The 23893-nt window shown below is 49.4% G+C and carries 22 protein-coding genes; 7 read left to right on the plus strand and 15 right to left on the minus strand.

Features of this window, described 5'->3' with window-relative positions; genetic code table 11:
- Positions 1 to 190 precede the first annotated feature (190 nt).
- The 4 genes from K0H59_RS17870 (at position 191) to K0H59_RS17885 (ending at position 4453) form a co-directional block, all read left to right on the plus strand.
- Positions 191 to 1021: a hypothetical protein gene (locus tag K0H59_RS17870; RefSeq protein ID WP_220053899.1), complete on the plus strand. Its 831-nt coding sequence runs from the start codon at positions 191 to 193 to the stop codon at positions 1019 to 1021.
- 245 nt (positions 1022 to 1266) lie between these two features.
- Positions 1267 to 3246: a sensor domain-containing diguanylate cyclase gene (locus K0H59_RS17875; RefSeq protein ID WP_220053900.1), complete on the plus strand. Its 1980-nt coding sequence runs from the start codon at positions 1267 to 1269 to the stop codon at positions 3244 to 3246.
- An 85-nt stretch (positions 3247 to 3331) separates the two neighbouring features.
- The gene (locus K0H59_RS17880; protein ID WP_220053901.1) at positions 3332 to 3916 is read left to right on the plus strand and encodes an excalibur calcium-binding domain-containing protein; all 585 of its coding nucleotides are present in this window, start codon (positions 3332 to 3334) and stop codon (positions 3914 to 3916) included.
- A gap of 183 nt (positions 3917 to 4099) precedes the next feature.
- A complete protein-coding gene (locus K0H59_RS17885; protein ID WP_220053902.1) occupies positions 4100 to 4453 on the plus strand; it encodes a thioredoxin family protein in 354 nt (117 codons plus the stop codon).
- A 7-nt stretch (positions 4454 to 4460) separates the two neighbouring features.
- On the opposite strand, the gene K0H59_RS17890 is transcribed toward K0H59_RS17885, so the two are convergent.
- The 5 genes from K0H59_RS17890 to katG all read right to left on the minus strand — a co-directional run bounded on the left by K0H59_RS17890 (position 4461) and on the right by katG (position 10193).
- Complete coding sequence (locus K0H59_RS17890) at positions 4461 to 4973, minus strand: NifB/NifX family molybdenum-iron cluster-binding protein (protein WP_220053903.1); 513 nt, start codon at positions 4971 to 4973, stop codon at positions 4461 to 4463.
- Positions 4970 to 5266, minus strand: a complete 297-nt coding sequence (locus K0H59_RS17895; protein WP_220053904.1) for a DUF134 domain-containing protein — start codon at positions 5264 to 5266, stop codon at positions 4970 to 4972. Before K0H59_RS17895 ends, K0H59_RS17890 begins: the two co-directional genes overlap by 4 nt.
- A gap of 175 nt (positions 5267 to 5441) precedes the next feature.
- The gene (locus K0H59_RS17900) at positions 5442 to 6932 is read right to left on the minus strand and encodes an ATP-binding cassette domain-containing protein (protein ID WP_220053905.1); all 1491 of its coding nucleotides are present in this window, start codon (positions 6930 to 6932) and stop codon (positions 5442 to 5444) included.
- A gap of 96 nt (positions 6933 to 7028) precedes the next feature.
- Positions 7029 to 7769, minus strand: a complete 741-nt coding sequence (locus K0H59_RS17905) for an arginine N-succinyltransferase (protein ID WP_220053906.1) — start codon at positions 7767 to 7769, stop codon at positions 7029 to 7031.
- Positions 7770 to 7973: 204 nt separating this feature from the next.
- Positions 7974 to 10193, minus strand: a complete 2220-nt coding sequence (katG, locus tag K0H59_RS17910; protein ID WP_220053907.1) for a catalase/peroxidase HPI — start codon at positions 10191 to 10193, stop codon at positions 7974 to 7976.
- Positions 10194 to 10575: 382 nt separating this feature from the next.
- Between katG and K0H59_RS17915 the strand changes: the two genes are divergently transcribed.
- Positions 10576 to 10827 (plus strand): DUF2999 family protein, encoded by a 252-nt coding sequence (locus tag K0H59_RS17915; protein WP_007650566.1) that lies wholly within the window; start codon positions 10576 to 10578, stop codon positions 10825 to 10827.
- A 169-nt stretch (positions 10828 to 10996) separates the two neighbouring features.
- Positions 10997 to 11530 carry a hypothetical protein gene (locus tag K0H59_RS17920; protein ID WP_220053908.1) on the plus strand — a complete coding sequence of 178 codons (534 nt, stop codon included), beginning with the start codon at positions 10997 to 10999 and terminating at the stop codon, positions 11528 to 11530.
- Between the two features lie 174 nt (positions 11531 to 11704).
- On the opposite strand, the gene K0H59_RS17925 is transcribed toward K0H59_RS17920, so the two are convergent.
- The 10 genes from K0H59_RS17925 to K0H59_RS17970 all read right to left on the minus strand — a co-directional run bounded on the left by K0H59_RS17925 (position 11705) and on the right by K0H59_RS17970 (position 22831).
- Entirely contained in the window at positions 11705 to 12109 is a 405-nt protein-coding gene (locus tag K0H59_RS17925; protein WP_220053909.1) for a carboxymuconolactone decarboxylase family protein, read from the minus strand.
- Positions 12110 to 12302: 193 nt separating this feature from the next.
- The gene (locus K0H59_RS17930) at positions 12303 to 13286 is read right to left on the minus strand and encodes an HAD family phosphatase (protein WP_220053910.1); all 984 of its coding nucleotides are present in this window, start codon (positions 13284 to 13286) and stop codon (positions 12303 to 12305) included.
- A gap of 34 nt (positions 13287 to 13320) precedes the next feature.
- Complete coding sequence (locus K0H59_RS17935; protein WP_220053911.1) at positions 13321 to 14739, minus strand: hypothetical protein; 1419 nt, start codon at positions 14737 to 14739, stop codon at positions 13321 to 13323.
- Complete coding sequence (locus K0H59_RS17940) at positions 14736 to 16457, minus strand: VWA domain-containing protein (protein WP_220053912.1); 1722 nt, start codon at positions 16455 to 16457, stop codon at positions 14736 to 14738. Before K0H59_RS17940 ends, K0H59_RS17935 begins: the two co-directional genes overlap by 4 nt.
- The gene (locus K0H59_RS17945; protein ID WP_220053913.1) at positions 16450 to 17457 is read right to left on the minus strand and encodes a VWA domain-containing protein; all 1008 of its coding nucleotides are present in this window, start codon (positions 17455 to 17457) and stop codon (positions 16450 to 16452) included. Before K0H59_RS17945 ends, K0H59_RS17940 begins: the two co-directional genes overlap by 8 nt.
- Entirely contained in the window at positions 17444 to 17962 is a 519-nt protein-coding gene (locus tag K0H59_RS17950) for a DUF4381 domain-containing protein (RefSeq protein ID WP_220053914.1), read from the minus strand. Before K0H59_RS17950 ends, K0H59_RS17945 begins: the two co-directional genes overlap by 14 nt.
- The gene (locus K0H59_RS17955; protein ID WP_220053915.1) at positions 17959 to 18951 is read right to left on the minus strand and encodes a DUF58 domain-containing protein; all 993 of its coding nucleotides are present in this window, start codon (positions 18949 to 18951) and stop codon (positions 17959 to 17961) included. Before K0H59_RS17955 ends, K0H59_RS17950 begins: the two co-directional genes overlap by 4 nt.
- A 5-nt stretch (positions 18952 to 18956) precedes the next feature.
- Positions 18957 to 19958 (minus strand): MoxR family ATPase, encoded by a 1002-nt coding sequence (locus K0H59_RS17960; RefSeq protein ID WP_220053916.1) that lies wholly within the window; start codon positions 19956 to 19958, stop codon positions 18957 to 18959.
- Positions 19942 to 21252 carry an anaerobic sulfatase maturase gene (locus tag K0H59_RS17965; protein WP_220053917.1) on the minus strand — a complete coding sequence of 437 codons (1311 nt, stop codon included), beginning with the start codon at positions 21250 to 21252 and terminating at the stop codon, positions 19942 to 19944. Before K0H59_RS17965 ends, K0H59_RS17960 begins: the two co-directional genes overlap by 17 nt.
- A 61-nt stretch (positions 21253 to 21313) precedes the next feature.
- Entirely contained in the window at positions 21314 to 22831 is a 1518-nt protein-coding gene (locus tag K0H59_RS17970) for an arylsulfatase (RefSeq protein ID WP_220053918.1), read from the minus strand.
- Positions 22832 to 22970: 139 nt separating this feature from the next.
- On the opposite strand from K0H59_RS17970, the gene K0H59_RS17975 reads away from it, so the two are divergent.
- Positions 22971 to 23816, plus strand: a complete 846-nt coding sequence (locus tag K0H59_RS17975; protein WP_220053919.1) for a LysR family transcriptional regulator — start codon at positions 22971 to 22973, stop codon at positions 23814 to 23816.
- Positions 23817 to 23893 lie beyond the last annotated feature (77 nt).

Below are 23893 nucleotides of genomic sequence, written 5' to 3' on the forward strand. Positions count from 1 at the left end.
ATGTGCCATATCGCACGTTATTATGAGCAAAAGGACAAAATGTCCGTATCGAGATCACAGTTATTACCTACTTCGCGCCACTCGCGCCATTGCTTCGGCCATGGAGGCAATCGACAAGAGGTAAAAATCCCTGAACCGAAAAAGTAGGACTAGCTATACTTTAAGCAATTAAAAAGGTTAAGGATGCCGTATGGAGACACCTAGTCACGCCGAGGGAAACATGGCTTATCTGTTAAAGATGCTGCTGGGGATATCATTGAGTCTAGCCTTGTGCTTGCCAATTAAGGCGAACGACAACACCAACACCGAGACACTCACCACAGGCAATCTGCCCACTATCACCATGGCGTTTTATGAAGATCCCTCCGATAACCTGTATTTTCGCTGGGGCGAATTAATTTATACCGAGGCCTTTGCTCGCCTAGGTTATCAATTTCGTTATCAAGTGGTTCCGCCCATACGCGCCAGCATGATGGCCGATACAGGGAAAGTCGATGGGGAACCCGCCAGAGTATTTGCCTACGGGTTGAAATATAAGAATTTAATTCGTGTAGAAGAACCCATACTCGAAAGTAAACTCACCGCCTATGCCATCAACCCCAATATCCAACTAACGGACTGGGGGTCACTGCTCAATCATCCCTACCGAATTGAATATTATCGAGGAATTTTCTATATCGAGCAGAAACTTGAGGGACTGGTGCCAGCGGATCGGCTAACCACTTCCTCTTCCCCCATCAATTCCTTTCGCCGGATGCAGCGAGACAGAATCGATATCTACATAGATACCGAAGCGATTGGGGAAAACGTATTGCAACATGCTGAATTCCAACACAGTAAAATTCACCCCGTGGGTGAGTTGGAGGAACTCATCAGCTTCGGTTACCTGCATAAACGCCATAAACCACTGGCAGTGAAACTCAGCGCGACCCTCAAACAAATGAAGCAGGAAGGTCTGTTCGAACGCTACAAACAGCAGGCCCATACTGAAATCGACCAAAGCATTGCCCACGAACAATAGATAACTCGCTTATAAATTACAGTATTTCATTTGGTTAACTTGAAAGTGCTTTAGCCTTTGCTACAGTCATACTTAATTCTACGAAATAGGGAGACAAAATTAGTTAATTATGGGGACCACTATCGCGTACTGCGATAAAGACTATCCAAGGAACAGATGAAAAACCAACAGGTTAATAACCATCTTCAACTTAACATGCGCCTATCTTTTCCTCGCCAACCCAGCCGTGGCGCTAGGAGTTCTGGATGAGTGGCAAGTTAAGGCAACTCATAGGTACATTGCAGCAACAGTCGCGCTCTACCGTCGCTAAGGTACTGTTGATTATTGGCATGTTTATCGGGATCTGCATCACCCTCGTCGTCCTCGTCTATATTCAGGGCAATATTTTCGATGGGGTGCGCACCTATGTCAGGGGCGAAGGACTCTGGGCCAAAGCGCAAAAAGATGCCACGTTTTACCTTATCCACTATTCCTACAACAAAAACGAAGTCGACTATCAACGTTATCTTGCAGCAACGGCTGTGATGCTAGGCGACAGGCAAGCTCGCGAGGCCTTACTCGCCTCGCCAATCGATGAGTTAAAGGCCAAAGAAGGCTTTATCCAAGGTTTGAATGATGAAAGAGATACTGAGTCTTTAATTTGGTTTTTTCGGCATTTTAACCGCACTCATTATATGCAACGGGCAGTAGAGATTTGGACCCTCGCCGACGAAAGATTTAACACTATGATGTTATTGGCAGACTCGATGCACGATGAGGTTTCCCAATTTGGAGGCAGTCCACCAGACCTTAGCCAATATCGGCAGCAGCTTATCCAGTTAAATGAAGAACTGCTCAGTTTAGAAATTGAATTCTCCTTAGTGCTTAGCGAAGGCGCTCGCTGGGTAAAACGCATTACCTGGTTAATCAGCTTAGGAGTCGTCTTACTCTTTATCAGCATAGGTATTTTGGTCAGCAGGCAGATCATCCGCAACATTGCAAAATCTGAAAAACAACTATTAATCAGCGAGTCACGATTTAGCAGCCTTAAAAATTCCGACACCATAGGCATTATTTCATGGCAGCTCGATGGCACCATCCACGATGCCAATGATCATTTTCTCCATATGTTAGGTTTTGACCGTGAAGACTTAGCCGCGGGTCTGATCAACTGGCGCTCACTCACGCCACCAGAGTTTGAGGCGAGGGATAACATCGCAATCGCCGAGCTTATCGAACTTGGCCACTGTCATCAGTATGAAAAACAGCTTATTAGCAAAACGGGTGCCCATGTGCCCGTCATGCTTGGTGCAAGCTTTTTAAATAGCAGCACCCAGGAAGGTGTCGCCTATTTTATGGATTTGACCAGCAGTAAGCAGGCCGAAGATAAACTGAGACTGGCCGCAACCGTGTTTAATGCCAGCACGGACGGCATCATAATCACAGATCCGCTGATGAGCATTATCTCTATCAATCAGGCATTTACCGATATAACCGGATTGACTGAGCAGAGTTTACATCAAGATGCCTCACGCTTTATTAATACGGGTCATCCGAATGAAGATGCCTATCAGGCCATGTGCAATCTGCTACAACCGGGGGAGCAATGGCAGGGTGAACTAATCAAGGAAACCGAATCGGGTTATCTGCCCTTAAGTGTGCGGATAAACACGGTAAGGAATGAGCACAACCGACTGACTCACTTCGTGATTGTGATAACCGATATTTCGGAGCGCAAAGCCGAAGAAGAACATTTACGCCACATTGCCCACCACGATGCCCTCACCAATCTTCCTAATCGGGTGTTATTCCATACCAAATTGGAGCAGGCGATCGTCCATGCGCAGCGATCCGATGGGATCTTTGCCATTCTGTTTCTCGACTTAGATAACTTCAAACCAGTCAACGATGAATTTGGCCACGATGTCGGCGATAAGTTATTGCAGGAAGTTGCCAAACGGCTCACAGGTAGCATTCGGCAAATCGATACCATCACTCGTCTAGGCGGTGATGAATTTGTGATTCTGTTGGAACACTTACCCAATGAGGAAAGTGTGCCCATTTTGATCCGCAAAATCACCCAGGCACTCACGGCACCCTACATTATCCATAAACATAAATTGCACATCGGAGTGAGCATAGGCTCGGCCATTTATCCCTGCCACGGCACCGATGCCAAGAGCCTGATCAACTATGCGGATCAAGCCATGTATGTAGTTAAAAAAGCCAACAAGCTAGTGCAATAATCTCTGTCACATCTCAAATATCACCATTGACCTTAAGGTCAATCCCACATATAAAGAACGTAAAATAAGCACTTAGAGCAAACTCATGGAAAGAGGCATTTTAGTTCGTTGGAACGATGAAAAAGGGTTCGGGTTTATTCAACCTGAACAACAGGGTAAAGACGTCTTTATCCATATTACCGTGCTTAAACACATGGCGAGAAAACCTCAGGTTGGCGATAGCATTCTGTATCGCACCGAAGTACAAAACGATGGCAAAGTGAAAGCCATCAAGGCCTCTATCGAAGGGGTCGCCGTCTTAGCTAACACCAGTAAAAGCCCACGCCGCAATGCAAATCCCCCGAGTCGCTCCCTATCAAATACCCTGCTGCCACTGTTATTAATCTTTGGCATCGGGATATTTGGTTTTAAAAAATATACCGAATTTGAGATTGCTCAGGCACCTAATGACACAGAGGTAGAAACAACGCCCCTGTATGAGCCTCAAACTCAATTTCAGTCAGCACCTCAGGCTCAGTTTCGCTGCGAGGCAGGTAAAACTCATTGCAGCCATATGCGCTCCTGCGCCGAAGCCACGTTTTACATCAAGAACTGTCCGAACACGCAAATGGACGGTGATGGCGATGGGCTCCCCTGCGAGCGCCAGTGGTGCAGTAAGTCTTTGTTTTAATATGCATGAAGGCGATATACCGGCTCTGACTCAACACCAAATAAAAACTAAGTCGCTGAGTTGAAAAGCTCAGCACTGCTTATGCTTCACCTGTCAGCTCTGAGTTCATTTAGCCGTTGTAGTGTAGTAACCTTGGGATGGTTATCCCCATCAGTTTGTAAGCCGTATTCCACAGGACACTCCATGCCTAACGCCCAAATCCATACCATTGAAACGTCCGAGCAACTCGACGCGCTACTAAAGCAATATGCGGCAGTTTTACTCCTCTTTGGGGCGCCAAGCTGTGGCGTGTGTCAGGCCCTAAAGCCTCAGATTACGGATTTGTTGGCGAGGGAGTTTCCCCAAATGGTGCTAGCGTATATCGATTGTGAAGCCCAAGGTGAGATTGCCGCCAGCTACCATGTCTTTAGTTTGCCGGTGGTAGAAACGGTATTTTACGGCAAAAGTTTTGGGCGTTTTTCGAAGGTGTTTTCCCTCGGCGAGCTCAAAGGGGCGATTGCCCGCCCCTATGGATTAATCGATGAGAACCAGCCTTAGGTTAGCGCTATTTTTGTAACTGTCTAAAGCCACTGTACTGAATGGGCGAGTCAGAGATTGGCGGCGTCAAGCAAGATAATCCCATCGTTGCCGGACTTAACTTAGCGTTAGTGGTTTTACCGCTGCAACCACAGCCCCCTTTAGTACCACAGCATCCGCCCTTGGCTAGATGTTTTAGGGATGCACGCCCCTGTGATGCCGCAGTTAAACGCAAGTTCACGTCCCGACTCAGGGCGAGCAGAGCCACTATCGAGAGTTGATTATCCCCTTGGCTAACGCTGATCCCGGCATCAAGCAATTTACCTAACATCCGCTCGCCAATATGTTGCACCACCACAATATCGGTTTTCTGGGCGCGAATGGCATCTAACAAGGCTTTTTTATCTTGGCAATTGCCGCCAAGGGCGGGATTAGGGATAGAAAGTAAAAGCTGATGATTTTCATCGTAAAAGCTCACTTGCTGCGCCTTAGTAAAATGGCTGGCAAGCCGTCCACGACTAATAGGAAGGGCGATAATCATACTGGGTCCTTATCGTTTGAAACAGGTAACTTCAGCACCAGCCCTTGAGTGACAGCGGTCGCCACTTTTTTACGGGCACTGGCGAGTAGATAACCAAAGGTTTGCCGTGAGATCCCCATTTGCGCTGCAGCCTCAAGCTGACTCAGACGCTGAACATCGCCAAGTTCTAGGGCTTCGAACTCATCGGCAGCTAAAAGGATTTGGGATAAATTAGCCGCTAGTATGCCATTAGGTTTAAACAGGCTACAGGGCACGCAACTCGATAATTGACGGCACTTTTTGGGTCTTGGCATCTGTGATTGCACCTCAGGGCAAATGTCGGTGCACAGAAAGTAATAGTCTGTTCACCTCGAATAGTTTTTGGCGTACGCCAAAAACTATTATTGTCATTTAGGGCATCTAAACCGAGGGAGTCATCACAGTTTTGTTCATAGAAATGATGAGTTTTAGTTCGAAAGATGAAATCGCTTATGAATCAGCTCCATAACTCACCTCCACCGAATAACCTTCATCCTGCTTGATAAAATCGACAAAGTTTTTGATGGCGGGTAAAGCATCTTCCCTATGGTGGGAGACATACAGCAATTGGCTAAGATGGTGCTCGGCAATCATGTCCAAAGCCCGCATCACTAAAGTGCGATTGATAAAGTCGAGCCCTTGATATGGCTCATCCAAAATCAATAATAACGGCTGTTTAATCAAGGCTCGACCTATGAGCAATAGCCGCTGTTGGCCGTAATCCAGTTTTTTAAAACCTGTGCTGGCAAACTCGCTCATATGCAATATCGCTAACCATTCCTTGGCCAGATCCAATTGGGGTTTAGTGGGCTTGTGATACAGGCCAATGGAATCGTAAAAGCCCGATAACAAGACATCGAGCGCCGAGCAACTGACGCGGTACTGTAAATGCAATGCCGACGACACTATGCCAATCCGTTGTTTAATTTGCCAAATGCTCTCGCCGCTGCCACGGGGCCGGCCAAAGAGGGTAATGTCATTGCTGTAGCACTGGGGATGGTCGCCCAAAATCAGCCCGAGCAGAGTGCTCTTGCCACAGCCATTGGGGCCTCGTACTTGCCAATGCTGACCCGCACGAATCTGCCAATTCACTCCTTTAAAAATCAAGCCGCTGACATATTCGACCTTGCCGTTTTTAATGTCGACTATGGGATCAAAGGCCTCGGCATTGTGGCGTTGACGCTCCATCAATGCCAAAAGTTCGGCGCTGCGACTGGCCGAAAGCGCATTAAGCTGCGCCATCACAGGATGTGTATGCCACTGCTCAATCGACATGGGCGCGCTCAGTTGATGCACATGCTGACCCGATTTGAGCATATCGCTATTAAACAGCGCCACATGGCTAATACAGGGCGGCAATTCTTCTTGGCGTGAGGTGATAATGAGTAGCTGCGTATGTTTAGCAACCTCCACCAACAGCTGCGACAGGCTAAGTTGATGTTCTATATCAAGCCCTGCGTAGGGGTCATCTAAAATCAGTAAGTTGGGCTCAGTTGCCAGCGCCCGCGCCAACATCACCCGCCGGGTTTCACCGGTCGATAACTGCCGAAACCCGCGATGCTTTAAATGCGTTAATTCGACTTTCTGTAAAATAAGTGCCAAGTGTTCATCGTGAAGGCAGCATTCCAGCACCAGTGACTCGACCGTCGAACCGTAATCGAGTTCATCCTTTTCTAATTCCCGCTCCAGCAGCGCCTGTTGCAAACCGAGTGACACCCAGCCAATTCGCGCGGGCAAGCCGGTAATTTGCCCCGCATCGGGCTGAATATCCCCCGCCAATATTCGCCCAAGCAGTGAGCCGCTATAGCTGTCGGTCGCAAAAATCGCCCAATGCTGCCCAGGCATTAACTGCCAATCTTCAACCACTAACAATTCATTACCGCGGCCGTAGCGTAATCCCTTAACGGCTATCGCCTGAGAGTCTGTGGTGTGATGCTGCATTGAATACGTCCTTTGGGATGATTTTTATCCAAGTCTAACAAGCTGTTATCGTTTTTGTCCCTTCGACTTTATGCAAAGGGACAGATATAAAACGGTTTAGGGGCGTAATTTGATATACAACTCGCCCTCGCGAATTTGAATATCTTCGACGCCATCGGCAAAGGCATTCCAAAAGCCTCTGTCGCCGAACTCACTGACAAGATTCACATTCTTCATATTGCCTAGCCAAGCGTTAGGAATAGGCACTCCCATCAAGCTTACGCCCACCAAAGACACACTCGGGCGCCGATTGGCATCGAGATGGATATCGAGTCCGGCATTGACCCGTAAAATCTCCCCCGCCATCACAGGAAAGTCCCTAGGGATCGGCACGAGGATTTTGGCACTGGCTAAATTATCTGAGAAATCAATGGCAATACGCTGGGCAAAGTCAGGGTTGCGGCCAATGATGGCATTGACTTCACGCTCGCTAAAACTCACTTGCCGATCTTCAGCGCGCTCGCGGTAGGGTTCGGGTTGTAAATCGTCACTCGAGGACGACTTAGTCGGAGCCTTTGCCTGAGTCGAGGCCTTACGCTCTGGCTGCCAACCTAACTGACTCAGTTTATCCTCAAGCTTGGCCTCTTCTTTGGTTGATAAACTCACAGGCGTCAACGGTTTAGGGAAGATATAACTGCGAACTACAAAAAAGGTAATCCCCACTGTGAGCACTATGGTCACCAGTATCATCAACAAGACTTGAACACCGGAAAAACCCTGTTGCCGCAGCCCCAAACTAATGGGCTTATGTGAGCGGCGCTGCGGCCTTGCCAAATGGGGGTGAGATGTTGAGAGCATATTCGTTTCACTGTGAAGAGATTTCCCCCGATACTACTTGGCTAAGCGGCATAAGGAAACGCCTAAGGCCAACAAGCGAGGTCTTCAGCGAAAACTCATTTCAAGTTAAGTGAGGATAGAATGATAAAAGTCCACCCATGCACAGGGCACGGATGGACTTATAAGAGCTGAACTCGCGGGCAAGAAACCCAGAGTCAATGCCGCTTAGATATCGAAGCGATCGGCGTTCATCACCTTATTCCAGGCTTTGATAAAGTCTTGCACGAATCTGTCTTGTCCATCTTGGGCGCCGTACACTTCAGACACGGCGCGCAGCTCTGAGTGCGAACCGAAGACTAAATCGACGGGGGTTGCGGTCCATTTCAATTTACCGCTCTTACGATCTTGCCCTTCGTAGATGCCCTCTTGCTTCTCTGACTTGCTCCACTTGGTCGACATATCGAGCAAGTTAACGAAGAAGTCATTGCTTAAGGTGCCAGGTTTATCGGTAAACACCCCGTGTTTCACGCCTGCGCTGTTGGCGTCTAAGGCACGCAAACCACCCACCAGCACAGTCATTTCCGGCACGGTCAGATTGAGCATGTTCGCACGTTCAATCAGCATCTCGGCGGGAGAATGGCTGCTGTCCTTCGAATAATAGTTACGGAAACCATCGGCCGTTGGCTCAAGAACCGCAAAGGATGACACATCGGTTTGCGCCTGAGTCGCATCCATACGTCCTGGAGTAAATGGCACAGATACAGCCACACCCGCCTCTTTCGCAGCCTTTTCGACCGCCACGCTACCACCGAGAACAATCACATCGGCCAAAGAAACCTTCTTGCCACCTTTCAGTGAACCGTTGAAGTCCTTTTGAACTTTCTCCAATTTAGCCAGCACCTTAGCTAACTCTTTAGGATTGTTCGCCTGCCAGTTCATCATAGGCTCTAAACGAATGCGCGCGCCGTTTGCACCACCACGCATATCGGTACCGCGGAAGCTGCTGGCCGACGCCCATGCGGTTCTCACTAATTCGGGGACAGTTAAGCCAGAAGCCAAGATTTTGTTACCTAAGGCTTTAATATCGGCGTTATCGATTACTGGGTGATCAAGGGCTGGGATCGGATCCTGCCAAATCAACATTTCTGCTGGTACATCGGCACCTAAGTATCTTGCCTTGGGTCCCATATCGCGGTGAGTAAGCTTAAACCACGCCTTAGCAAAGGCAAGCTCAAACTCTTTTGGATTTTTAAGGAAACGGGTAGTGATTTCGCGATAGCTTGGATCTTCCTTCAACGCGATATCGCTAGTGAACATAATTGGCGCATGGCGCTTGGATTTATCGTGGGCATCCGGTACTAAGTTAGCCCCTTTGCCATCTTTAGGGATCCACTGAATATGGCCTGCTGGGCTCTTAGTTTGTACCCAATCAAAACCATAGAGGTTTTCTAAATACTGCATAGTCCACGCCGTTGGATTAACAGACCAAGCGCCTTCTAAACCGCTGGTAACTGTATCTTCCGAGTGCCCTTTGCCGCATTTGTTTTTCCAACCTAAACCTTGTGCCTCAACCCCCGAAGCGGCGGGATCGGCACCGACACATTTAGAGGGATCATGCGCGCCGTGTGCCTTACCAAAGGTATGACCACCCGCGATCAGCGCCACGGTTTCTTCATCATTCATCGCCATACGGCCAAAGGTGTCACGAATTTCCTTCGCCGAGGCTAATGGATCTGGCACACCATTCGGTCCTTCAGGGTTAACATAAATTAAGCCCATTTGGGTCGCGCCCATAGGCTTAGCCAGTTCGCCCTTTTCATTGCGGCGTTTGCTATCGAGCCAGGCTTTCTCTGAACCCCAGTTCACCTGTTCCGCTTCCCAGTCGTCGACACGACCACCGGCAAAACCAAAGGTTTTAAAGCCCATAGACTCCAGCGCCACGTTACCCGTAAGCACCATTAAGTCGCCCCACGAAATCTTGCTACCGTATTTTTGTTTGATGGGCCACAGTAGGCGACGCGCCTTATCTAAGTTCACGTTATCCGGCCAGCTATTTAATGGCTCGAAACGTTGCTGACCACCGGCGGCACCACCGCGGCCATCAAAAATCCGGTAAACACCCGCGCTGTGCCACGCCATACGAATAAAGAAAGGACCATAATGACCATAGTCCGATGGCCACCAATCCTGAGATTCAGTCATTAAGGCTTTGATATCTTTTTTAACGGCGTCGAGATCTAAGGATTTAAAGGCTTCGGCGTAGTGGTAATCACTACCATAAGGATTTGATTCAACTGCATTTTGACGTAGCGAGCTTAAATTTAGCTGTTCAGGCCACCAAAATTGATTACCCGTGACTTGCTCTTGTGCGATAGCGGTGCCACCAAATGCCAACGACATCGCCAAAGTCAGCGCTGACAAGCTTGGAATAGTGCTTTTCTTCATGATAATTACCTATTTCTTCTCGTTAAGGACATATCTGCCTGCACAGATGTGTGTCGTTTGTTTGCTGCATTAGGGCAAACATCAACCCCATGTCTCGTTGTGTAAATCTCGGGTAATGCATGAAACCGTCACCACAATCGATGTCAGAAAGTGTAGTGATGCGCGCTAACTATATGAAATGATTAAAATCGATGATTGGAATCGCCAAAATAGATTAACGATTGTTAATTTATGAAAGGATTATCAAAATACCGGTTTAGGGCAATCCATGCGGTATCGGGGTAAACAGCAATTAAGCCGTGACGTTACGGCCGTACCACAACTTAGGCGTAACTGTGATAAAATGGCCGCCGTTTTCTGTTAACTTCGACAAGGTATTGCAATGAATCCCATTATTGCCATCTTAAAAGAACACAATGTCACTGATGCAAAAATTAACGAGCTTTTTCAAGCGTTAACCGATAATCCTCTCATGGCGATGGGCATTATTGGTCAGCTTGGGATCCCGCCCGAAAAACTGCAGCAACTGATGGCGTTGGTAATGCAAAATCCTGCGTTAATCAAAGAAGCCGTACTCGAGCTAGGTCTCGATTTCGCTAAGGTTGAAGCCGCCAAGGCACAGCTACAAAAGTAATATCTCCCTGCACACGGGCTAAAAAAGGTAAAGCGATGTTCGCTTTACCTTTATCTCCTATCCCACGCTGTTACATAAAGATATAAAAACCTTATCGCCCCTCGCGGACAATCTTTGCTAGAGTGTTGTGACATGCCATAGTGGCTAAAAGTGACAACGAGGAAGCAAGATGCGCCCACATACTCCCCTATTAGCACTACTATTGCCCGTATTGTTGCTCGGTTGCCAAGAGCAGACTCAGGCGCAAAATCCGCCGAATGTGAACAAACCCACCGCGCAAAACACTGCCAAAACGGACACTGCACAAACAAGCGCAGCTCAAACTGACACGCCCAAAAAAGTGACCACCGAGGAAAAAACGGTCACTGTGGATAAGCGCGATAGTCCGCAGCTTCATAGTTCTGCCGGCAAAGGTTTTATCAAGCCAAGTATTTCACCACAAGGAGAAGGCGTAATGCTGCAAGGCACTGTAAGATATATGAATTTAGAAGGTGGATTTTGGGGCATCATCGCCGACAACGGTCAGAAAATCTTGCCGAAAAATCTGCCGCAGGATTACCACAAAGACGGACTACGCCTCAGTTTCACCGCACAGGAAATCACAGGCATGATGACCATTCAGCAGTGGGGTACACTGTCGAGTTTGAGTGACATCACGGTTATCGGCCAAGTGGAGAGTCAGTCGGCGGATCCACGACTCTAACAAGCGTTGGCCTGAGCGTGAGTCACAATCGACACCCAAAAACTCAGGCCAAATTCGAACATTGAACATCGAGCGAATAGCATCCCCTCGTTCTGGCAATATCCTAAGTACGCACACATCAGGTGATGGTTCGACACCCGATGACTCAAGGATACATGCCACAGGGGGCAAACATTAAGACTGCCCCGACACCTTGGCCTGCTCAGCCTGCCACTCTTCAATCACTTCTTTTGCCGCCCGAAAGGCCTCAATGCCCGATGGCATACCGCAATACAGGGTTGAATGTAAAAGCACTTCTTGGATTTCTTCCACAGTGCAACCGTTACGCAATGCGCCGCGCACATGGCCTTTCAATTCGGTCGGCGCTTTTAATGCGGCGAGGGTCGCTATGGTCACTAGACTGCGAGTTTGCCGAGAAAGCCCCTCACGCACCCAAACCTCGCCCCAACAGTTTGCCGTCACTAACTCCTGTAATGGACGCGTAAAATCCGTCGCGCTGCTCAAGGCATTATCGACAAAGCTATCGCCCATCACAGCGCGGCGCACCTCTAACCCTTTCTCGTATTGTTTATCATTCATTTATTCAATCCCTGTGTTATCCAATCTCAGTTAGCCTACTCTAGGGAAGATAGCGCGTTCACGCCATACTCCTTAGGTGGATGCTCAAAATCACTGGCGCAAAAAACAATGGGTTTATCCCGATTGGATAAACCCATTCAGTGCGAACTTTTTCAAGCAATGAGTCTAAGAACCCATCTGCCAATGTGAGACGTTAGGGATAAATACGCTTCCAATCGGCTTTCATATCGACCATGGGCCAGCCTTTGGCGGTTGCCTCATCTAAGCCTTTGTTTAACTGACCAATATGGGAATCACGGTCATATTTCCACTCACGCTTGTCATCGGTATGGTGGATGTACATAGGTAAGCGTAGGCCGTCACCAGCGGCGGTCCATTGCAACATGGCTAGGTCGCCATCCGAGTTACCAAAAGCGGCTATGGGTCTGCGGCCTATACGTTCATATATTTCCTGCACTTTCATTTCTTTATCGTCGTTCACCAAGAAATTTGGCATGCGTTTTAATGTTGGCTTACCATCAACCAAGCTGAACTCGGTCTCAAAGGTGCTGCCCACCACTTGCTCGGGGGGAATATGGTAAACGCCTTCCACCCAAGCCCGCATAAAACCAGTGCCGCCGCCGGAGACGATAAAGGTCTTAAAGCCGTTAGCGCGCAGGTAATCCAGCAGCTCTAACATAGGTTGGAACACCATTTCGGTGTACTTTTTCCCTGTGGTGGGGTGCTTGGCCGTGGCAATCCAGTCTTTCACAATGGCATCGAACTCATCTGTAGTCATGCCCGTATGAGTCGCATAGAGAATCTTGATCAGATCTTCGGTATGCAGCTTACTCACATCGCCCTTAAGCACGCTGGCGTAGGGCTCCTCGGTTTGCCATTCGGGATGGCTTGGGGCTAGCGTTTTGAGGCGATCGAGGGCAAACAACACCTGAAAATACATAGGTTGCTCTGACCATAGGGTGCCGTCGTTGTCGAAGGTCGCGATCCGCTCGGCCTCTGGCACAAAATGTGGGGAGTTTTTATCCGTCACTTGCTGCACAAACTGGGTAATCGCCGCCTTGGCCTTACCATCGTTCCAGGATGCCAACGGGTCAATCTGGGCGGCGTAAGCTTGCCCCACCAGCAACATACTAACGAGTAACAATATCCAATTGCGGTATAGTCGTATGATTCTCACAGGGTATCTCCTTATTACGATCTGTAATGTCCCTCTATGACTCAGAGGCTTTGGGTTCAGATAACGCTTTTCCAGCTGGTACTTTTTCGGTTAGGAAGGGTTGCTTCTCTAATGCGACGAGCGCCTTAGGTAAGGCCAATCCCATTCTGGCTCGCTTAATGCGCTTCCACAGGTAGATAAAATCAGCCCGACGAGTCGAATGGGTTTGTAGCCTCAAAGCCGCAGCTTGCCAATCTGGCTCTGTCGATACCGCTGTCATCGACAGTAAGTGTTTGCGCCGACGTAAGCGTCGGTACAAGAGTGCCCTACAGGTTTGCCACTCACCGCGGCGCAGAGCGCGGTAAAACACTAACCACACAGGAATGGGATGGGTTTGGTAATACGCTCTCCCCCAGCGCATCAATAACCCCAATACCGCCGCGCTTAACAGCAGGGTAAGCAATGTCCATGCGTGGTACTTCAACCAAGAACTCAGGGTATGCTTGACCTTAATCGTCTTCCCTTCCAGCACTATCTGCTCCAACTGGCCGCTTTGGGTGTTCCACCACCAGAGCCGATACTCGGGCCAGCTCACATCGCCGCCATGTTGCAGTACATAGGTTTGACTATCGATTCGGCTCGACACATAACCCTCGCGGCTTTGTTTATCCACAAGCTCGGGCGAACTGGGATACAGCTTCCAATCGGGAGAAGCTTGCGCAGACATAAGATTGGGCAGCAACACAGATAGTGAATCATTGGCCTCAATGTCTATGGTGCGCACTAGGCTATCACCCACCTTGAGCACCTCAGCCTCATTTAGGCTCCACTCCTGCTGCACTTTGACATTCGATGCCGCAAACCAGGCTTTATGACTCCCAAGTTCGGCACTGGGCAGAGCCACCCGAAATCCCATTGCAGGCGTTGTGAGCGTAACTGCTTGTTTGTCGCCATTGACGCCAGCCACCTGAGTAATCACTGTGGCTTCTGGCACGGAAAAGTCACCGCTGGTTTGTGGATAGAGGGCGATTTCCCAGCGCTGCCGTGACCAAGTTTGGCCGTCTTCCTGCTCGGTATAGTTAACGGCAAAGGTATTGCGTTGCTTCACTAACACATTGGGGATTTCAATGCCCTTTATCTGAGTGCCCGAGGTAAACCAACGATTGGTCGACACCTCAATCTGCAACAAGATCTGCTCCGTGGGCGCCCATAGCTTTTCAGTTCCATCCGGTTTTTCACCCAACCAGGCCTTCACTTTGACCGCTGTGGCCGGCTCGGTTGGTAGGGCATCGTCCATCTGCGCATGGGCATGGGTTGCGAGCAGCAAACCATTCAGTATCAAGCTGATGAACATCAAAGCGATGACTCTTCTGGCCATCAATCTCACACCGTCGATGACAGGCCTTATCGGCACTCGCACTCTGCTGCCAGATAGCGTTTTGTCGCGGCTCAGTGCACTGATTGCATGACTCATGGCTGCAATCCTCCCTTGGCGTTATCGGTACCTTGTTCGCCCTTAGGTTGCAGATTTTGCAGCTGAAACTTCGCCCGCAAAAATTGTTCGGGATTGGCCTCGACTCGCTTAAGCCAGACTTCAGCCAATTTAGGATCGCCTAGCATCTGCTCCGCCGTCAGATTTTGCGACTGCATTTTATCCTGCGAGGTTTGTTCATCAGCGCCGTCGGCGGTCTGCGGCTGATCGTCCGGCAACTCGATGGAGGTTTCCTGATCGTCCATACTGTTGGCTTGGGAGGCACTCGCTTGATTGATTTCATCTATAAGTCCCTCAATAACCTTAAGATTATGCTCGATATCGGCTTTTAGCTCGGGAGCTATATCTTGCTTTTTCGCCAGCGTCCTCAAGAGCTTACGCGCCGCGATATATTCCCGCTGCCGCGCTAATGCGCTGGCGGCATAATAGGCGCCAACATCGGTTTGTACCTGCATAAAGGCCGAATGGGCAAGCTTATACTCACCGCCATAGTAGTAGGCAATCCCCTTGTTGAGCACCGAATGGTAGGCCGCTGCCGCCTTGGCAAATTCGCCCTGATTAAACCAGAGCGCGCCCTGTTGATCCGGCGTTAGCCACAAATCCAACCACCATTGCCAACTCCGCTCGGCAATGGTGACTTGTGTCACTTGGGTTTCGGTGGCCGCCTTAGAAACGGTGATTTCGGCATAGGCCTGTTGCGGCGCAATACTCGGTAGCGTTAACACTAACACTAGGCTCCACTTCACCAACCAGCCCCGGCGAAACCACAGCAAACTGAGCAAGGCTAAGGGCCAGAGCAACCAATAGCCCTCATCTAACCAAGGCATGCTGGAGTCATTATTGAGCATGCTAAAGCGCTCAATTTTGCGCTCAAGTGCCTGAATATCCGCATCATCTATCGTTAGACGATACAGACTACCGCCCGTGCTATCGGCCAAGTTGGCAAGGGAGTCAAAGTCCACCGGCACCTGCGATTGAATATCGGGATCGCCGATCGCCAAGATCAACAGTTGATAGGGAGGCTGTTCAAACTGCTCGGTAAAATACCGCTCAAACGCATCGATAGTGAGTTGGTCAACGCCGTCGGTGAGCAGTAAAACACTGTTGCCCGCATTCGCGGGTAATTGCTCAGCGAGCTGACTCAATGCTGCTTGCGCCGCCTTGCCCGATAACGGCATCACCTCAGGGCTGATCGCCTCAAGGTAAGGCTGCAACACCTTAGCGTCGCTGGTGACGGGCATAGCCACATGGGCGCTGCCCGCAAACACCATCAACCCCGTCTTACCGCCGCTTCGCGCTGCGATTAAATCCAAGATCTTATGTTTAGCGCGACTGAGTCTATCCGGTGCCACGTCCTGCTGTTTCATGCTCTCACTGCTGTCGAGTAACACCATAAGCGCGGCATCATCCTCGCCGAAGGGCGACGCTTCGCGCTCCCAGGTCGGTCCCGCACAGATAATCACCGCCAATAACAGCAATAACATTAAGATTTTCAACGGTAATTGACTGCGCCAACCGCCTTGATTCAGCGTGAGCGCACTGCGTAAATGATTGGGGAAAAACACCAGCCGCTGCTGCACATCATCCCGGCGCCAGCGCAGCATCAGCACAATGGCGAGTGGAATGAGGGTTAATAACCAGAGTGGCCGAATAAAATGAAACTGCGCCAACATTTGCAGTTCTAAATGCCAATCACTCATTGGCCACCTCGGCGCGACTAAACATTTGCCGCAGCGTCATCCAACTGAAAATCAACAAGTGCAGGGCGAGTACGATGGCAATCAGGTAGTAATGCAGGGTAATTTTCGGGCGGAAACTGGCGCTGCTGTATTGCTGCGGCTCCAGCTTATCGATCAGCTGATACGCCTTATCCAATTCCGCTTGGTCGATGGCGATAAAGGCGCGCGCCTGAGTGAGCTGCGACACCCTTTGGACCACCTCCATATCCATTGGCTGCTCGCCCACATGGGTCGGATCGCCCATGGCGATAGTGTAAATCTTGATGCCCCTTGCGGCGGCAATCTTGGCGGCATCCACGGGGTCGACAAAACTGCCGGTATCGTTACCATCGGTCAGCACTATCATCACCTGCTGCTCCGATGGTTGCGGATTTTGCTCGAACACTTTAATACCAAGACCAATCGCATCGCCAAGATGGGTACTCTGCCCCGCCATCCCCGTTTGCGCCTCCTCTAGCAAGCTTAACCACACCTGCTGATCGGCGGTAAATGGCGTTTGGATAAAGGCGGCATCCCCAAACAAAATCAGTCCAAATCTATCGCCACTGCGTTTGGCGATAAATATTTTTAAAACGTTTTTTGCCGCGTTTAAGCGGGTTAAGGTATTGCCATCGGCGGTGGTAAAATCCGCCTCATCCATGGAGCCAGACAAGTCCACCAACATCAGGACGTCCCGCCCGAAGGCTTCGCGGGTTTGCACTTCGCCGAGGATACTGGGCTTAGCCAATGCGGTGACAATCAACAGCCAAGAGAGGATCAGCATGCCCCGCTGCCAATGTTTTGGGCTAAGCAGGCCAGCGGCAACTTTGGGAGTCTCGTTCAATGCCCGTAGGATTTCGGTAAAGAACGGCACTTTGATCGCATCTTCGCGGCTACGATATGCGGGCACAAACCAGTACACCAGCACGGGCAGCGGCAACAGGATAAACGCCCAAGGATAGGCAAACTCAAGCTGATCCATGGCGAGCCTCCGGCAATTGATGCCCGCTTAACCACTGGCTTAGCCCTTGGCGCACAGCGCTAAACTCAGGGCGAGCGGCATGAGGATCTTCAAGGCATTTTAGCCACTGCTGAAACGATTCATCGTTCGCTAAGTGAGCTTTTGCATGGTAGCGCCCCATCTGATCGAGCAAGGGAGCACCGTAGAGGGAGGCGTTTTTCGGCTCCAAGTAAACCATCACGATTTTAATAATCTTCATCATCTGCGTCGGCCAATGCGGATCCTCCGCCGACAGACTCTGCAAGGCCGTTATCGCCTCTTGGCGGTAACGGTTACGCCACCAGAAAATCCCCTTGAGATACAGTCGATAACCCAGATACAGCAGCAACATCAGCAGTAATATCTGCCAACCTAGAGTCTGTGGCCACCAGCTCACAGGATCAGGCTGAGCCACATCTTTTAACTCCCTGAGCATGTAGCTGCTAGGAGGAGACTGAGTTGCGCCAAGCAGTAAGATTGCCATCATTGGATATCACTCAGGGTACGAGCCAGTTGCAGCAGATGATCGCCTTGAGTGCCGATTTCAATAAAAGGCATACGCTGCATCGCCATCAGATTTTTGAGTTGGGTTTGTTTTTCAAGATATTGTTTTTGTAGCGCCTTGTTTACCTCGGCCGTTTGTTGCCCCTTCTGTAATGCCAACTGATATTGGCCATCACCCACCACCCAAGTGCTGCTGACACTGTCCTCGGGCACATGGGTTTCCATCGGATCCGAGATAAAAATACACAGCACGTCATTATGTTGCTGCAGGTACTTTAACTGTTTGAGGGATTGGTTATCGGCATCGGCAAAGTCGCTGACAATCACTAGCGTTGCGGCTTTGAGGCGGCGCTGACTTAAGATTTGCATCCACTGGGCGAAGCTTACCCGTTTGCTATTTCGGCTCGCCGCACTCAGGGAATGATTGGCTTGGATAAGCCTATCTAATCCCATTAAAAAATGCGCCGTACCACGCTTTGCCGAGCACCAATGCAGCTGCTGAGTCGCAGATATCAACAGCCCAACCCTGTCATTATTGGCCAGCGCGAGCCAGCCCATTAAGGCCGCAATCTCGGCGGCCACGACGGATTTCATATGGCTCACCGAGCCAAAATACATGGAGCTACGTTGGTCGACACAGAGGATCACTTGGCGATCTTTCTCTTCGGTGTAACTGCGCACATGGGGCTTACCCGTGCGCTGGGTGACCTTCCAATCCATTTGGCGAATATCATCACCCAGTTGGTAGTGGCGCAGCTCCTCAAAGTTCAGCCCGCGTCCCCGTTGGTGCGATTGATAACGCCCAGAAAGATGCGCCCGAGAGTAACGCAGGCTAAGCAGTTTGATTTGCGTCGTCTGACCCTGCAATCTAACCAGTTGCTGCAAACTGGCATAGATGCGGGGATCCTCTTGCTTAGCTGAGGATAGGGACGACTGAGATCGAGCGGATGCGGCCAGAGATGCGAGCGCCATAGCCGTTATCCAATACTGACCACATCGAGCAGTTCGTGCACCAGATCGCGCTGATTGACTCCGTCCGCTAATGCCTCGTAGGAGAGGCTCAACCTATGGCTCAACACTAAAATCGCCACCTCACGCACATCGTCCACCAGCACATGGTCACGGCCATTGAGCCAAGCCAAGGCGCGGGCACATTTGTCCAACGCAATCGATGCCCGTGGGCTGGCGCCAATCATCAGCCAACTGGCTAAATTGGACTGAGGATATTGCTCCGGCTGGCGCGTCGCCATCACTAAATCGATAATATAGTTCTCCACCATATCCGATAGCGTCACGGCCGCAATTTGCTGCCGCGCCTTGAGAATACTGGCGGGATCGATTGTGATAGTTTGTGGTTTGTCGGCGCTAAAAACGCCGTTCTCCTCACTGCGAACGAGGCGCACTATGTCACGCTCAGCTTCTTTTGTGGGGTATTCCACCGACGCTTTGATCAGAAAACGGTCCATCTGCGCTTCGGGCAGCGGATAGGTGCCTTCCTGCTCGATGGGGTTTTGTGTCGCCAGTACCATAAAGAGTTCGGGCAGCACATGGGTTTGCCCCGCCACGGTAATAGTGCCTTCGGCCATTGCCTCTAACAGCGCCGCCTGTACCTTGGCAGGGGCACGGTTAATTTCATCGGCCAGCACAATTTGGTTAAACACTGGCCCCTGCTGAAACCTGAGTGTCGACTTACCCTCAGCCTCGTGGAGCACCTCAGTGCCAGTCACATCGGAAGGCAAGAGATCCGGCGTAAACTGGATCCGGCCAAAGGAAATCGCCAAGGCATTGGCCAAGGCTTTAACTGAGCGGGTTTTTGCCGTTCCGGGCAAACCCTCAAGCAGCACATGGCCGCTGCAAAGTAAGCCCAAAATCAGACTGCGGATCACTGTGCGTTGCCCAACGACTTGAGATTCAACCTGTTCAATTAAGGCGAGAATATCCCCGTGGGCACGCGTTTGTGTGTTAGCCATTGGTTCCATGTGGTTGTCCTAGCAATACGGCCAATCCCGTGAGAATCGGCAACGAATAATCGAAAAATGCTTTAATCCCTGGACACAGATAATTGAGCCCTTCTTCCCCATCTGGGGTTTTCAGCAGGCGATTTTTAGGGCATTCGCCCCAACAGAGTTTTAAATACGGGCACTGTTTACAGTATTGGGGTAACGAATCTCGCTTGGCTAAGCCGAAGGTTAATTGCCGGGTCGAGAACGCCATTTCATTTAAGGGGCGCTCGTGCACATTGGCAATCTTATATTCGGGGTAAACGTAATGGTCACAGCTAAAGACATCGCCATTATGCTCAATGGCTAAGCCCTTACCGCAAAACTCAGCGGTAATACAAAGCTGCGCCGGTTTGCCCATCACTTGGGCGACCGCCGTCTCAAACAAATTCACCAGTACTCGGCCAAGATCGTTGTTGATCCACTCTTCAAAGGTGACGATGAGGAACTTGCCCCAATCATCGGCATCGACTGACCAATCCGTCACTACCGACATAGGATGCCCAGGTTTCGCCAGCTCACTGCCGACCGAGGGAATCATGCTGCTGTTCCAAAACTGTGGCGCCGTGGTTTTAAAATCGCTGGGTTCGACCACAGGATTGAACTGGATATAGGTCGCACCCAACTCTTTGGTGATAAAGCGGTAAACTTCGAGCGGGTACTTTACGTTGTGGCGGTTAACCGTCACTAAGGCATTAAAACGCACCTTGTATTGTTTGAGCTTTTCGACCGCGGCCATCACTAAATGAAAGGTGGGCTTGCCGCTGCGGGTCACACGATATTTGTTGTGGAGTTCTTCGGGACCGTCGATGGATAACCCCACGAGGAAATTATGCTCGGCAAGAAACTGGCACCATTCATCGTTTAATAGAATGCCGTTGGTTTGCAGATCGTTTTCAATGTTAACGCCTAGGGGCCGATATTTTTTCTGTAGCTGAACTACCTTGCGAAAATAGTCCACGCCTAACAGGGTCGGCTCGCCACCCTGCCATGAGAATACGATTTCGTCGCCATCTTGGCTTTCGATATAACCTTTAACAAAGGCTTCGAGGGTCGCATCATCCATCTCTGGTTGCTTAGGCTGATGCAATAAACCTTCTTTGTGGAGATAAAAACAATATTGGCAATCGATGTTACATTTCGCCCCACCGGGCTTTGCCATCACGTGGAAACGACGTTGGTAAGCCGATTTGCTATCGCTCAAGTCTTTATAGGCGGTCTTTAACGGCACAACCCCCAATTGTGTTGATGCCTGCATCGTGCTTTTAGTCATTCATACTCCTTTATTAAATATGGCGCTCCGAAGAGCGCCACTGCATACCTAGCAATAACGACTACTTAGGCACAAAGCTACCAGCTTCCATACGAGGAGGGAACTCTTTAAAGGTCGCCATCACTTCGCCGACTTTTTCTATTGCAGGTGCCATCAAATAAGACCGCTCGTACTGCCACATGTTGTAGCCCATCCCTGTGTCACCACGTTCAAAGGGATCGATACTTAGATCGAATATTTTAGGTACGCGCAATGGTGTAAAAGGTTGTTGCCAAATATCCAAGCCCGTTTCATGCTCTTGAACATTAAAGTGGAACTTAAATTGCTGATAACGTATCGCGAGCAAGTCACCATCGTCGCTCCAGTAAACAAACTCGTTGCGAGCAGAGTCTTTGGCCTTACCCGTCAAGTAGGGCAACTGGTTATAACCATCTAAATGCACTTTATAGGACATTCCATTCGCTTTCTTGCCCTTAAGCAACTCGTCTTTAACTTTGTCATTGCCAGCTGCTGCGACTAAGGTTGGGAAGAAGTCTTCCAGCGACATCATGCCATTGAAGGTGGTGTTAGGCTTAATATGGCCCGGCCATTTGATCATTGCCGGTACACGGAATGCCCCTTCCCATCCAGTGTTTTTCTCGCTGCGGAAAGGCGTCATACCCGCATCTGGCCACAGGTTGATCATAGGGCCGTTATCTGTGGTGTAGATGATGATAGTGTTGTCATCTACGCCCAGATCTTTAATCTTCTTCAGCAGTTGACCAATTTGATCATCATGCTGTTTCACACCATCGGCATAGAAACCCGCACCAGTTTTGCCCGCATATTCCGGCGGCACATGGGTAAAGTTGTGCATACGCGTGGTGTTAAACCAAGTAAAGAAGGGCTTTTTAGCCTTAACTTGTTTTTCAATAAAACCTTCGGCGGCATCGAGGAACTCACCATCGACGGTTTCCATACGCTTACGGGTCAGTGGACCTGTATCTTCGATTTTGCCATCGGCATAGGAATGGATAACACCGCGCGGGCCAAACTTCTTACGGAAGGCAGGATCTTTAGGATAATCGACGTTTTCGGGCTCTTCTTCGGCATTGAGGTGATACAAGTTACCGAAAAACTCATCGAAACCATGGTTAGTGGGCAAATGCTCGTCGCGATCGCCTAAGTGGTTTTTACCAAATTGCCCCGTGGCATAGCCTAACTCTTTGAGCATGGTAGCAATCGTTGGGTCTTTTTCACTTATCCCTTCCTTCGCCCCCGGCAATCCCACCTTGCTCAGGCCTGTCCGCTTTGGCATTTGACCAGTAATAAAGGCACTACGACCCGCGGTAGAACTCTGCTGGGCATAGAAGTTAGTAAACTTGGCACCTTCTGCCGCAATGCTATCAATATTGGGCGTGCTATATGCCATCATTCCCTGATTGTAGGTACTTAAGTTCCAGTAACCCACATCATCACCAAAAATCACTAGTATGTTTGGTTTGTCTGCAGCGTAAGCTGTCACTGACGCAGCGCTCAAAGCCAATGTGCAGGCATTTAGCACAAACTTATTTGAGCGCCTTTGTTTTCCTGTACTCATAAAGACTCCATTTTTAAGGGTGGGTGGTTATCTCATCTCACAAAAAATAAACATCTCACTCAGGCTAGTCCTAATTTGTATAAGAAACAATCATCAAAATGTTTTAAGATACATAAATCAAATTTATGAATTGAAGATTATGGATTTAAATTTAGTACGTACATTTTTAGTGGTGGCAGAGTGCCAATCCTATACCAAGGCTGCCGAACGTATGCAATTGACCCAGCCCGCGATTAGCGCGGCCATTAAACGACTAGAAAAACTCTACGGTGAAAATCTGTTTATCAAGCAAGGACGAGGCATAGAACTCTCCAGTAAAGGGCAGCAACTTATCCCCGCATTTCGTCAAGCTGTCAGTATTATCGAAAATGCGATGAATATGCGAAAGCAGTTTAATGTTTACTGTAATGAGTCGCTGATCAACACCTTATTCCCTATTGATAACATTAACTTGCAAGAATCTCCACCGGAGAAAAACCAGCTGTTTGAACACCTACGCCAAGAGAAAACCGACATTATTGTCGATAGTATGTTGACTCGAGACAGTGCATTTATGGTGGAGGAAATTCTCTTAGAGCCCTTAGTAGTGATTTGCCGAAAAGACCATCCACGGATTCAGCAAAGCATCACCAAAGACGCCTTTTATCGTGAAGATCATGTGTTTTATAGCGGCACGTGGGAAAAGATCCGCGGCTTCGAACTCTTTGCCAACGAACCCATTGAAGAACGCAAAATGGCATTAATCTGTCATTCGATTGCCAGCATTGCCTTGAATATTTCTCAGAGTGATTCAATTGCCGTTATCGCCCGCTCCTTTGCCGAACAATGGGCGGCGAAATTAAATCTGCAAATATTAACTTGTCCCATTAATACCGATTTAATTCCCTATCATTTGGTGTATCACAAACGACAAATTAAAAATCCCCTGCATAAAAAAATCAGAGAAGAAATAAAAGCCAAGATAAAGGCTTTATATCAGCAATAGTGAATAAATGACTGTTAATCATAGGTACCAAAATTTCGATTACGCCTCAGACACCTTCTGACTGACCTTTATATTGA

It is taken from the genome of Shewanella sp. FJAT-51649 (genome assembly GCF_019457435.1).
GTDB classification, from domain to species: Bacteria; Pseudomonadota; Gammaproteobacteria; order Enterobacterales; family Shewanellaceae; genus Shewanella; species Shewanella mangrovisoli.